We start from the raw sequence: 13,185 nt of genomic DNA, 5'->3' as shown, positions 1-13,185 counted from the left end.
TTTATACACGAACAATGCTTGTGACACTTCGGATTTTTTTCAACCGAGCGATTACGGTATTCAAATGCTCTGTATTATTTACTCCAACAGTTAAAGACATGGTTGCTCGCCCGTCGGACAATTGCCGAGCGGAAATGGCATAGCAAGGAAGACGCATCTCCGCAATAAGGCCCGCCACATCTGCCATCAGGCCGTCACGGTCTATTGCAGAAATTTCCAGAGAAGATTTAAAGCTCTCTTTCACGCCTTCTGCCCAATGCGCCTGTACCCAGCGAGGGGCGTCCTCTCCCCCCAGACCGATACGAACATTGGGACAATCACGCTTATGAATCGATACGCCAAACCCACGAGTCACAAATCCGATAATGTCATCCCCAGGAAGCGGATTACAGCATTTTGCAAATTTTACCAGGCAATCATCCATTCCTTCAACCAAAACGCCTTCACTGGATTTGTGTTTCTTGAGAGGAACCTTAAACACTGCGGCCGGCGTATCCTCTTTGATGAGTTTTGCATACTCATCCTTTACGCGAATCATCAATCGGGAGAGCTGAATGCCACCATAGCCCAAAGCAGCATACATTTCTTCCACTGTATTCAAACGCATACGATGAGCAATTTCCGTCATGAAATCATCGTATTTTTCTTCTGGAACCGTGATGAGATTTCGACGCATTTCCTTTTCAAGCGCCGCTTTTCCTTCTGCAATATTTTCTTCTTTCCGTTCTTTTTTAAACCAGTTGCGAATTTTATTTTTCGCCTCACTGGTCGCTACAATATTCAACCAATCGCGGCTTGGACCTTTATCCTTTGGACCTGTGATGATTTCAATAATCTCTCCGGTAACCACTTTGTGATCAATGGGAACAATGCGTCCATTCGCTTTGGCACCAATCATTCGATTGCCTACGGCCGAATGAATTGCATAGGCAAAATCTATCGCCGTAGCGCCTGTGGGAAGATTGATAACATCACCTTTTGGTGTAAACGCAAATACTTCTTCTGGCAAAAGCTCAGATTTTATTTCGCGTAACAAATCGCCCGCATCATCACTCTCGCGTTGACTCTCCAATAGCTGACGCACCCAGGCGACCCGCTCATCCAACTGTTTATCGCTTGTGACGCCCGCTTTATATTTCCAGTGTGCAGCAACACCGTATTCTGCGGTCTGGTCCATTTCCCAAGTGCGAATCTGCACTTCAAAGGGGATTCCTTCATGTCCGATCACTGTTGTGTGAAGAGACTGATACATATTCGGCTTGGGGGTAGAAATATAGTCTTTAAATCTGCTGGGAATGGGATGATACATATCATGGATTACACCAAGGGCATTGTAGCATTCTCCCACTGTGTCTAAAATGATGCGTACCGCATATACATCATAGATTTCTTCGAACGTCCGATTCTGCATATACATCTTACGATAAATGCCATAAACGCTCTTAATTCTCTTTTTAATAACACATTCTTCAATCCCGTTTTGGGCGAGATGTTCTCTTATCCTTTCGACAATTCCAGCGATGAACTGTTCCGCGCTTCCATTTTTAGCAAGATAAGAACGGATTTCCTCATATCCCACTGGATCCAAATACTGAAGACTTCTGTCCTCCAATTCTTCTTTGATGCTACTGATACCCAGTCGATGCGCAATAGGAGCGTAAACCTCCATTGTCTCCAAAGCCTTGTCGCGGCGCTTCTGATCCGGCCATGCATCTCCCGTACGCATATTGTGCAAGCGATCACACAACTTGACCAACATAACGCGCACATCTTTCGACATCGCCATCAGCATTTTTCGCAGATTCTCCGCTTGCTGTTCCTCCATAGAAGAAAATTTGATTTTTCCCAGTTTGGTCACGCCGTCCACCAAAAGAGCAACGTCCGGACCAAAATTTTGCCGGAGGGTCTCCAAGCTCAGTCCTGTATCTTCTACAACATCGTGCAGAAGCGCCGCAATCACAGAATCTGTATCCAGTCCAAGGTTGAGCACCAAACAAGCTACCGCAACCGGATGGCTGATATACAATTCACCAGACAAACGCCGTTGATCTTTATGTGCATTACGAGCCATCTCGTATGCACGTTCAATCTTTTCCATGTCATATGGTTTGCCAGATTCTTGCGCCAGTTTTTTCAAATCTTCATATGTGAGAACAGATGGCTTTTCCATACCGATTCACCCCTCTAACTTTTGTAACACAGGCGCACTGAAAAGATCCTTTTTCTTGGCCGCAGGGACAATATACCATCTTCCCTGCCTTTGCTCTGCCAATGAAAGCTGTTCCAACGCCTTTAAAGAAATCAACACTTTCCCCGCGCTCTCTTGCCCTAATTTGGCAAAAAGCGGCCTTAAATCATCCGCGGCAACCCCTTGAGGATGTGCCGCAAGAAAGCGGTATACTCCAACAGTATCCGTTCTCACTGGAGTAATTTTTCTCGCTTTTTCCGAATCTAATATTGCACCACTGCAAAACGCCTCTGCCCATTGAGCAAGTTCTGCGTGTTCTTCATTCATACCGGCTGGTCGCATATCCCGAATTCGTGCAGAAATCATTGGGCCGTTTCTTCCATCAAAAATCGATAATGACAAAATCACATCGACCACATCGCCCGCACCATAACCTAATGTATTTGGTCCTTTTCCAAAAAGTACTGCATTTAAAGTGTTTGCACCTTGCCGAAAGCGGATGCGTGAGTGTTTTCCCTCGCTCACCGGATAAACCGCCTCTATGGAAACAGATTCTACAAGAAACAATGGCGCCGGATTTCCATTTCCAAAGGGTGCAAGAACGCTCAACGCCGCCACGTTCTCTTCTGTGAGTTCACTCAAATTGACCGGTGTGTCCACAGAAATGGGCGGCACTTGCATCACAGGGTGATGTTCCGCAGCCCACTGATTAATCATGCGCCGAAACTCCGGGAGATTCTCTTTTTCGATGGAAAGTCCCGCCGCAGAAGCATGTCCTCCAAACCGAATAAGCAGCTCTGAACATGCGAAAATCGCATCGTACAAAGAAATCCCCTCACGAGAACGTCCAGATCCTTTGCCCTCGCCATTCTCATCCACCGAAACCACGATTGCCGGCTTCCCAAAACGATCGGCAATTCTGGATGCCACAATACCAATCACTCCCGGGTGAAATCCTTCACCCCATACCACCAAAATCCGATCGGCCTGATACTCTGGATCCGATGAAATACGATCAATGACAACCTGAGAAATTTCTTGTTCGGCTTTCTGCCGGGCCGCATTCTTTTCATCCAATTCTTGCGCTAATTCCTCAGCCTCTTCTTCGTCATCACTCAGTAAGAGACGCAGTGCAACCGTCGCAGAATCCATACGCCCTGCTGCATTCAAGCGCGGAGCCAGACCAAAAGACACATTTTCAGCGGTCAATTCTTTGTTTTCCAATCCGCATTTTGCAATCAGAGCCGCAAGGCCCGGTCTATCTGTATTCTGCAAAAACGACAAACCCGCTTTGACAATTGTGCGGTTTTCACCTGTGAGTGACATGATATCTGCCACTGTTCCAATAGCAGCCAAATCCCCATAATAGGGAAGCATTTCGAAAGGTTGTGCTCCATCCAGAGCACAAATCAACTTAAAGGCAACACCTGCACCCGAAAGGACTTTGCAGGAACTTTTATCATTTGGCAACTGCGGATCGATCACTGCAACTGCGTCCGGAAGATTCTGAGGTGGCAAATGATGATCTGTAATCACTACATCCATACCTCGTTGTGCAGCTCGTGCCACAGCCTCGTGAGCAGAAATTCCGTTGTCCACCGTAATGATGAGATTGACTCCCTTTTCGGCCATTTGGTCCACAGCACTTTCTGAAAGTCCATATCCATCTTCATCACGGCTTGGAAGCTTGTAATAAACTTCAGCACCACATGCATCCAAATAGGTATACAAAAGCGCAGTGGCAGTCACACCATCCACGTCGTAGTCTCCGAAAACTACAATTCGTTCGCCATCATCCATTGCACGATGAATTCGCGCTACCGCCTGTTCCATTCCACACATCAGGAGCGGGTCACCAATCGTCTGTCCAGCGCCACATTTGAGCTGCGCATCCTGCGGCTCTACCACACCCCGTGCGGCCAGAACTTTTCCAACCAAAAGAGGCTGGCCTACCGACTGGCTCAATAAAGCAGCCGTCTGTGAATCGGGATGGCTCACCCGCCATGGATGATAAATCATAAAACTTGCTCTCCTTTTTATTTCTCCGATGGGACCTTTAGTGATTCTTGCGCCAAGCCATCCTGTGTAAACACCGATTCCAGCGCACTAACCTCCACTGAAACATCCAGAGCTGTATCCTTCAAAAGATTGTCTAACAAATTGTGAAAAGCAGCCGACACCGGTTCCAATACATCGGATACCTCTTTTTGAATTTTTGCCGCAACTTCGCTACTTTCCGCATGGGGTTCCACTTCATTGTATGTTTTCAACAACTTGATCGTTGTGGGCAAATAATAATCGCAAAACCGACGCACATCTTCTCCGCAATCCGGATGCGTTTTTACCCACGCAAAAATGCTGTCTGCCTGCTCATAAATATCCTGTGCCTTTGCACGGATCTCTTCATTATCAATGTCTGCAAGCTGTTGTTTCATATTGGTCAAAAACATTTCGCCCTCTGGTGCCTTTTTGACCGACTCCTTTTTGCGGGATTTTGAAGTACGCTTTTTGTGCTGACTTTTTTCATCCTGTGCTTTCGCACGATCGGGATTTTGCAAACGCCATACCGTATTGTTCGCGTAAAAACAGCCATTGTCATCATCTACAAATCCGAAAGGAAAATAACCACGCTGGATCATATCTTTCAAATCCTGACGCACGGTTGTCACCGATCTGCCACTGGCACGTGCAATATCCGACAATGGACACATTTCTTGCACATTGATAATCTTGCGGTAAAGTTTATAGCTTTGGATTCGCTTAAACAATTTAAATCCTATCTGAGAAACCTTTCCGAATACCGCAGCCAATAATCCAAACTCGGCCACACCCGCAAAATATTCTATGGTCGTAGGCACTGAGTAAAGCAACCAAGATTCTTCTCCAGCCTGATAAAGCATCACACACAACATCAAAACTGCCAGCGCAGCACCGCCTATACCGGCCAAGCCACCCAACAACATCTTGAAGTCCATGTTTTTATCTTCTTGCAAAAATTGTTTTTTGGATCTCGCCTCATCCAACTCCGGCGCATAATATCTTGCTCCGCAATCCGTAAATTTTTTGGGCGTAGAAACACCTTTCAGCCGGGGAAGCACCACCGTTAGCAAAATAATCAAAAATATGATTTCCATTTTTCTCCCCCACCCCAAAAACTATTTTTTCAGCACATTTGAAAATTCATCCGGCTTGAGTCCATCTTGAACCAAAACAGTTTCCATCGCAGACACCTCCGCAGACACATCCAACGCCGTGTCCTGCAACAAGCCATCCTGCAAAGAGGAAAACGCTGTATTGATCGTTCCCAATACGCGCATAATGTCTGCTTGTATTTGCGCTGCAGCATGACTCTGCTCAGTCTGATTGCCTACTTCGTTGTAGGTTCTCAGCAATTTCAATGTAGTAGGCAAGTAATAAGTGGTAAAACGTTTAACATCATTTTCGTCTTCCGGATGCGTTTCCAACCACGCAATCAACTGCGCTGTCTGAGCATCCAGCTTTTCCACTTCGCCAAGTACTGCCGCATCTAAAATTTTTCGTTTTTCCATGCGAAGACCCGTCCAGAAAGAACGAAGCTCATCCACCGTACCATTATGAACCGGCTGCTCTACCGGCGTTTGTATCTGCTCCTTTTGAGCACATTGTGCAACATATGCAGCGTAAGCAGCACGACTTGTAAACAGGCGTGACGCATCCGGCGCCAAAAACATTCCTTCAAAACTTCCCTGCTGTATCATTCGACGTATTTCACGCTTTGCCTTACCCACCGGAAGATCCACCGCTGCAGCAAATTCTTCCATTTTGCAATAGCTGCGTCCATCCAATATTTGATGATACACAACCAACCGTCGAGCAGGATAGCTCTTCATTTGACAAATCAGTGCCGGAATTGCAAAAGCCACCGCCATCAATGCCGTCACGCCCCAGGCTTCCACTTGTGACTCTCCAGATAATACAACCATTCCCGTAATCGCCGCCATAATAAACGCAGTGATTCCCAGCCCCAGCGCCGTGCCTTCCAGACTTTTGTAATTGTTGCGCAACTTTTTTAATTTTCTTTCCCTTTTTTTAAGTGCGCGGGCAGGTGAGGAACTTTTTTGAGCGGACTCGCCAAATTCCTGAGCCATATCCTTTACCATCTTCCCAAAAGATAGAGAAGCATTTTTTAGCGCCGGAGCAACGTTTTTCTGAAACTCACTGGCCAAATCTTGCATAGCCGATTCCAGTTCTTTTCCGACATTTGAAAATTCCCGTTCTAAATCTTTTTCCCAATCCTGTCGTTTTTCAGACATAACGCTCCTCCATTATTGGCCCATTGGTCGATAAAATTCTACGATAGATCGCGCAACGCGAATACCATCGACAGCCGCTGACATAATTCCGCCAGCATATCCGGCGCCCTCTCCGCACGGGTAAAGTCCCAATACATCCAAACTTTCCAAATTTTCTCCTCGCTCCAACCTCACCGGGCTGGATGTACGCGTTTCAAGGCCGGTCAAGACCGCTTCTGGCGCAGTATAACCACGCAGCTTTCGTTCAAAAGCATTCAATCCAGCGCGAAGTGCGTCCGCCAGTTCTTTCGGGAGTAACGCGCCCAAGTCCGCCGCACGGACACCTCGAGAATAACTCGCCTGTACATCGGTCATATGTAACTTTCCCTCGCCCTTTAAAAAGCTTTGAACATTTTCTGCCGGTGCCACATAATCACCACAGCCTGCGTTAAAAGCCCTCTGTTCCAGTTGCCTTTGAAACTCAATCGCCTTTCGGGCATCTCCTTGAAAATCTCGATCGCTGACACTCACCACAACGGCCGCATTTGCATTTTTTCCATCTCGTGCGTGGAAACTCATTCCATTGGTCACCACACGCCCAGTCTCACTGGCCGCTGCCACCACCTGGCCGCCAGGGCACATACAAAATGTATACACACACCGATTGCCCACATGCTGAGAAAGCTGATATTCTCCTCGAGGAAGGGCAGGATGTCCTGCCGCTTCATGATACAAACTCTCTTCAATCCTGCTTTGTAAATGCTCTGCTCGAAAACCGACGGAAAAAGGTTTTGCCTGTAATACCAAGCCTGACTTCGCAAGCATTTCAAAAGTGTCACGGGCAGAATGGCCCACTGCCAATACCAACGCCTCGCAAGGAATCTCCCCACGGGAAGTACGAACGCCAACCAACCTTTTGTTTTTTATGCAAAGCCCAGTCAACGGCGTATCAAAAAAGATTTGACCGCCCAGCGAAAGAATCTCTTCTCGAATAGAAACAATTACATCTCGCAACCGATCGGTACCAATATGCGGTTTTTGTCGAACAGCAATTTCCTTAGGCGCACCGTGTTCCAACAGCGTATCCATTACGAACCCACACAAAGGATCATGAATACGCGTCGTCAATTTACCATCAGAAAAAGTCCCCGCGCCGCCTTCTCCAAATTGAATGTTTGCATTTTCATCCAAATTGCCTGTTTCGTAAAAACAGCGTACGGCATCCATGCGTCGAGCCATCTCCGGTCCTCGTTCCAGAACGACCGGACAAAAGCCCTGCCGTGCCAAAACCAATGCTGCAAACAATCCCGCGGGACCAAATCCACATACCACTGGAGCATGTTCTATGAGATGCGCACCCCGTTTTAATGTAAACGCCGGTCGATTTAAAATTGAAACAGAGGGTGCAAAGCCCTCAAAAAAACGCTCTGCACCCTTTTGACCAAGATCTATGGCAACTGTATAAACCAAATTAGGTCTTCCATGTCGTGCATCCACAGATATTTTATAAATTTCAGCACCTGCAATCTGTGCCCGTGTCAGACGAATTTTTTTCAATGCCACGTCTATAGCCTGTGTCTGACCACTCTCCAAAGGCAGACGAATTTCTTTTACCAAAAGCATTTTTACGCTCCTGTGCTCACATCACACAACACCGTATACGTACCCGTAGCAAATACGGTTTCCGTACCAGGAACAATGATCTGTACTTCCATATTCTGCTGTCCTTTGGTTACACTGATGTTTGTTGGCGAGGCATCAATCTGTGCCACCACACTGGACTCACTCAACTCCTCCAGTTCATCTTCACGACCAATCAGTGTCACATTGTTGATTCTTGCCACCGATGGAGTAACCGTGGTTCCGCTGGCTGCATTGACTACGCGAATCTCGCTGACGGAAATCGTGCGTGTGGAGAACCCGAGTGTGTTAAAGCTTACCGTTACCTGCTGGACAGAATCAATGTTACGCAGGCCTTCCGGCAGTTCCAAATCAAGGTCCACACTGGTGCCTAACTGGAACTTAGCCAAGTCGATATATCCCGCATTGATACTCTCAAGCGCATCCACCTGTTCCGCACTGCCAGCTACACGGATCGTTTCCTGAGACAATGTGGGATTCAACACATCCACATCATACCCGGATGGAACATGCGTATATTCTACTGTTAATGGAACCTCTTTAATTTTCAAAACCGGAATGGTCACCTCTACCTGGCTGACATCCATCGTCAGGTAATCCGATTCCACCGGATTTCCTTCTTTGTCCAAAAACTCCAGTTGCGCCGTTGCCAAGGCGGATTCTGTACGTTTTTCGTTTAATGTGACGTTTGCCATCACCTTATCAATGCTGTTCACAACGCTTTCGGGTCCACGTACAGTAACTTCAGAAGGAGAAGATACCGGCGTATCAACATAGTACCCATCCTCAGGAACAATACCACTTGCATTGACTGTAATGGGGAATTTCTTGGTCGAAACCTTATCGAATGTAACCTGTACATACGCACTTGGACTGATTTCTTCAAAATCAAAAGAACGGCTGTTCAAAAGTGAATCCGTCTGCGCCGCAACCAGTTTGAGCGTATAAGTTCCAGGACCATTCACCTGAGAATAGTTGGGATACAACAAAATATCTTCGGCCTCTACTCCGCTGATCTGATTATCATCGCCGGAAATGGTAATATTTTTGTCACCTGTATCCTTCTCTACAATGTCAAGGCCTTGACTGAGATAAGCCGCCGAATTGTAATCGTAATTCACCTTCACATTCCGAATGGTTGTCGTACTATTGGGATTGATGATAGAACGCACCACAAACCACAAACCAATTGCAACCAAAATGGAAAAAATGATGGTAAAACGCTTATCGGAAAACAGCTTTTCAAAATGATTCTTTTTAGCTTTCATGCTTTTTCCTCCAGAAAGGCTGCTTTTTTTCCTCCGCGGGTGGCGGTACCATATCTCCTTGCAGCATATTGAACAGATTCTGCCGATCCAAACGGCGAATCAAAACGCCGTTTTTGGCCATGGAAATAATACCGGTTTCCTCGCTGACAACAACCACGACCGCATCCGAATTCTCGCTCATTCCCAAAGCTGCCCGGTGACGTGTTCCCATGTCTTTTCCAATCTCCAAATTATTAGACAACGGCAACACACATCCTGCCGCTTCCACATGGCCATCACGCACTACCACCGCACCGTCATGCAGTGCTGTTCCCTCATAAAAAATCGTTTCCAAAATCTCTGGAGTAATATCGGCATTCAAGATTGTTCCCGTCTTCACGATTTCCGAGAGATTGGTCCGGCGCTCCAACACCATCAAAGCCCCTGTGCGCGTGTCAGACATCTGTTCTGCTGCGTCACATACCGCCACGATTGCATTTTGCCACGCCTCGCGCAAATCCGCCGGATTCACCTTACTGCGAAACAACTGAATTCCAAAGAAATTGGTGCGTCCCACTTGTTCCAGCGCACGGCGCAACTCCGGTTGAAACACAATCACAAGAGCAATTAATCCAAAACTCATCACACTGTTGATCAACCACTGCAGCGTGCGAAAATCAGCAATTTTGGCCACTACAAATGTAAAAATAAGCACAAGAATCCCTTTGGCAATCTGCGCCGTATGCGTTTGATTGATCAGCCGAATCATTTCATATATCAAAAATGCCACGACTGCTATATCCAAGATGTCAGACAGCCCTACATTCACATGAAACAGGGTGAATAAATCGTACCATATGTCTTTTAAGTTCATACTGGCACCGCCCTTCTCTTAAAAATAAGCCACTAAATAGTATACCATAATCCTAAAACGCCGTACAGGAAAAAATTTTTTCACGACTGAGAATCCAGTCGGGTCAAAAGGCAAACACAATGAGCGGCAATTCCGTCTCCTGCTCCTGTAAATCCCAACTTTTCCTCCGTGGTCGCCTTCACCGACACATTGGTCACATCCACGCCCAAAGCTCGCGAAATATTTTCCCGCATCGCAGCTATATGCGGTGCCAATTTCGGCGCCTGACAGAGGATGGTCGCGTCCAGATTTTCCACATCCCATCCCTGCTGTTTCAAAAGCTCTCCCACTTTGCGTAAAAGTCCTATGCTGTCTGCGCCCTCATAAGCTGGATCGTTATCAGGGAAAAGATGCCCAATATCTCCCAATGCGGCCGCCCCCAGCAAAGCATCCATCACTGCATGCGTGAGAACATCTGCATCTGAATGTCCCAGCAAACCTTTGTCATAAGGAATTTCCACGCCACCCAAAATCAATTTACGCCCTTCTACAAGGCGATGTACGTCGTACCCATGCCCTATATGCATTTGCCGTTCCTCCCTGTATACGGGCAAGTCTTCCCGCGTTGTAATTTTATAATTGGCATAATCCCCCTGCGTAAGCTGAACGGGAACCCCTGCCAGTTCCAAAACAGAACAATCGTCTGTAACTTCCCCATTAGAAACTGCGCGCAAAGCCTTTCGATAAAGCTCCGTACGAAAACATTGCGGTGTTTGCACTGCATATAGGCCACTGCGGTCCGGTGTATACTTGACCATTCCGTCAGCGCCAATCACTTTTACCGTATCTTTTACCGGAACTGCAGGCGCTGCCGCCCCCATTCGAAAAGCCGCGTTTAGCGCCGCCGTAATCACCGTCTGGCTGACAAAAGGACGTGCTGCATCATGAACCGCTACAAAATCGGAACGAATTTGCGCTAATCCATTCTGAACACTCTGTGCCCGCGTAGCTCCTCCCGGCACTAAGCGTACCGGCTTATGCATGTTTTGAAGCAAAGGTGCCGCCTTTTCCGCATTTTCCCCTACAACAATCACCAGTTCGTCGATTGCAGGATGTTCATCAAAAGCGCGCACACTCTTTTCCAGAACCGTCTGACCATCCAAGTTATATAGAAGTTTATCAAATCCCATGCGGGTTGAATTTCCCGCCGCCACAATAATCGCAGCCACCGTACGGTTCTCTATCATTCTTTATGCTCCTCTCTCACGCTTCTTTTTCAATTGCCATTAATATAGCCAAAATCGGGAGTCCAAATAATTGCGGAATCAGAACTCCAATCGGGTCTGCTGCTGGAATGAACAAAGATACAATCACCGCGCCAAACTCTACCATCACTCGCAGAGCATAAAAGGCTCCCACCGCTGACAAATTGGGAGCGCGGTCCCATGCTTTAAACAACAGCCAAAGCGCCAATACGCTAACGCAAAACCCCACAGTCATACTCACTACTCGAGCAGGAAAAATGTATCCAGCAAGCCCCAATAACACACCTACTCCAAATACGACCACACCGCTGATGCACAGGGTTTTAAAAAACAAAACTCGACGCGCCATAAAACGCGCTCCTTCCGAAAGCATTATTAAGTTTAGTATACCATTTTTCACAAATTCTGCATAGAGAAAGCCGCCGAAAAGTGCTGCCGAACGAAAAAAAGGCCGCCCTTTTCGGGCGGCCTTTTTTAAAACAGAACCTTGCGGCTTGCAGGATCGCTCTGCGCAATCAGGCGACCATTTTTGTAAGAACGAAGAACCACAGAATTGTAATTCAGCGCGTCGTAATAATTCTTGGCATCCAGCACAATCAAATCGGCCGGGTTCCCCTTACGGATGCCATATGTATCTCCCAAATGCAATGTGCGTGCAGCATTGGTAGAGATAAAACGATAGGAATTCATGATCTCTTCATAGCCCATCATCTGGCAAACGTGCAGTCCCATAAAGACCACATCTCGTAAATTTCCATTGCCCAGCGGATACCAAGGATCAAAAATATCATCGTGTCCGAACGACACATTTAATCCGGCCTCCGTTAACTCGCGAACTCGGGTAACGCCGCGGCGTTTCGGATAAGTATCCACCCTGCCCTGCAAATGCGTATTTACCAACGGATTGGACACAAAGTTGATACGAGACAACTTTAAAAGTCGCATCAAACGAAGGACATAGGCATTGTTGTACGAGTGCATTGCCGTCGTATGGCTGGCCGTTACCCGGTCGAACATCTCCATCTCATAAGCACGCGCGGCCAGAGTTTCCAGTCCTCGAGAAGCTTCATCATCAATTTCATCACAATGAACGTCCACTAACCGATCGTACTTTTCTGCTAATTTCATTGCAAAGTTCAATGATTCAACGCTGTATTCACGGGTGAACTCAAAATGCGGAATTGCACCTACCGCATCGGCTCCCATACGCACCGCATTTTCCATCAGTTCTTTGCCATTGGGGTAGCTGAGGATTCCTTCCTGCGGGAAAGCCACAATTTGGATGTCCATTACATCCTTCAAATCCTCTTTCAGCTCTAACATGGCTTCCATAGCAGTCAGTTTAGGGTCTGTCACATCCACGTGAGTGCGCACATGCTGAATTCCATTGGCAGCCTGCATGCGAACCGCACGATTCACCCGTTCACGAACATCGGCCTTGGTCAGTTTATTCTTTCTCTTGGCCCAGCATTCAATTCCCTCAAACAATGTCCCCGACATGTTCCAAACCGGATCTCCGGCCGTCAGGCAGGTATCCAGATGCACGTGGGATTCAATAAATGGAGGCAAAGCCAGCTTCCCGCCGAAATCAACGGTCTCTTCTCCCTCGTCCGGTACCAGTCCTGGTCCGATTTCGAAAAACTTTCCATCCCGCACCCGAATGTCCGAAAGTTCCTGTGCGTTTTCTAGATATAAATTTTTCAGTAGCATCCCGATTCCC

General features: G+C 47.1%; 10 protein-coding genes. All 10 read right to left on the bottom strand.

What is annotated here, in order from left to right; genetic code table 11:
* Position 1: 1 nt before the first annotated feature.
* A complete protein-coding gene (locus AB5H98_RS02595) occupies positions 2 to 2,170 on the bottom strand; it encodes a bifunctional (p)ppGpp synthetase/guanosine-3',5'-bis(diphosphate) 3'-pyrophosphohydrolase (RefSeq protein WP_367924357.1) in 2,169 nt (722 codons plus the stop codon).
* Positions 2,171 to 2,176: 6 nt separating this feature from the next.
* The gene (recJ, locus tag AB5H98_RS02590; RefSeq protein ID WP_367924356.1) at positions 2,177 to 4,207 is read right to left on the bottom strand and encodes a single-stranded-DNA-specific exonuclease RecJ; all 2,031 of its coding nucleotides are present in this window, start codon (positions 4,205 to 4,207) and stop codon (positions 2,177 to 2,179) included.
* A 17-nt stretch (positions 4,208 to 4,224) separates the two neighbouring features.
* Positions 4,225 to 5,322: a 5-bromo-4-chloroindolyl phosphate hydrolysis family protein gene (locus AB5H98_RS02585; protein WP_367924355.1), complete on the bottom strand. Its 1,098-nt coding sequence runs from the start codon at positions 5,320 to 5,322 to the stop codon at positions 4,225 to 4,227.
* Between the two features lie 21 nt (positions 5,323 to 5,343).
* A complete protein-coding gene (locus AB5H98_RS02580; protein ID WP_367924354.1) occupies positions 5,344 to 6,480 on the bottom strand; it encodes a hypothetical protein in 1,137 nt (378 codons plus the stop codon).
* A gap of 12 nt (positions 6,481 to 6,492) precedes the next feature.
* Positions 6,493 to 8,082, bottom strand: a complete 1,590-nt coding sequence (locus AB5H98_RS02575; protein ID WP_367924353.1) for an NAD(P)/FAD-dependent oxidoreductase — start codon at positions 8,080 to 8,082, stop codon at positions 6,493 to 6,495.
* 2 nt (positions 8,083 to 8,084) lie between these two features.
* The gene (locus AB5H98_RS02570; protein ID WP_367924352.1) at positions 8,085 to 9,368 is read right to left on the bottom strand and encodes a YbbR-like domain-containing protein; all 1,284 of its coding nucleotides are present in this window, start codon (positions 9,366 to 9,368) and stop codon (positions 8,085 to 8,087) included.
* Positions 9,358 to 10,221: a diadenylate cyclase CdaA gene (gene cdaA, locus AB5H98_RS02565; protein WP_367924351.1), complete on the bottom strand. Its 864-nt coding sequence runs from the start codon at positions 10,219 to 10,221 to the stop codon at positions 9,358 to 9,360. The genes AB5H98_RS02570 and cdaA overlap by 11 nt, the downstream gene beginning before the upstream one ends.
* Positions 10,222 to 10,301: 80 nt before the next feature.
* Positions 10,302 to 11,447, bottom strand: a complete 1,146-nt coding sequence (gene ispF / locus AB5H98_RS02560) for a 2-C-methyl-D-erythritol 2,4-cyclodiphosphate synthase (RefSeq protein WP_367924350.1) — start codon at positions 11,445 to 11,447, stop codon at positions 10,302 to 10,304.
* Positions 11,448 to 11,463: 16 nt separating this feature from the next.
* A complete protein-coding gene (locus tag AB5H98_RS02555; RefSeq protein ID WP_367924349.1) occupies positions 11,464 to 11,814 on the bottom strand; it encodes a hypothetical protein in 351 nt (116 codons plus the stop codon).
* Positions 11,815 to 11,939: 125 nt separating this feature from the next.
* Positions 11,940 to 13,175 carry a cytosine deaminase gene (codA, locus tag AB5H98_RS02550; protein WP_367924348.1) on the bottom strand — a complete coding sequence of 412 codons (1,236 nt, stop codon included), beginning with the start codon at positions 13,173 to 13,175 and terminating at the stop codon, positions 11,940 to 11,942.
* Between the last annotated feature and the right edge of the window lie 10 nt (positions 13,176 to 13,185).

Source organism: uncultured Ruthenibacterium sp. (assembly GCF_963558415.1).
Taxonomy (GTDB): Bacteria; Bacillota; Clostridia; order Oscillospirales; family Ruminococcaceae; genus Ruthenibacterium.
The sequence above is the reverse complement of the archived record's forward strand: the minus strand, read 5'-3'. Positions and strand labels throughout refer to the sequence as shown.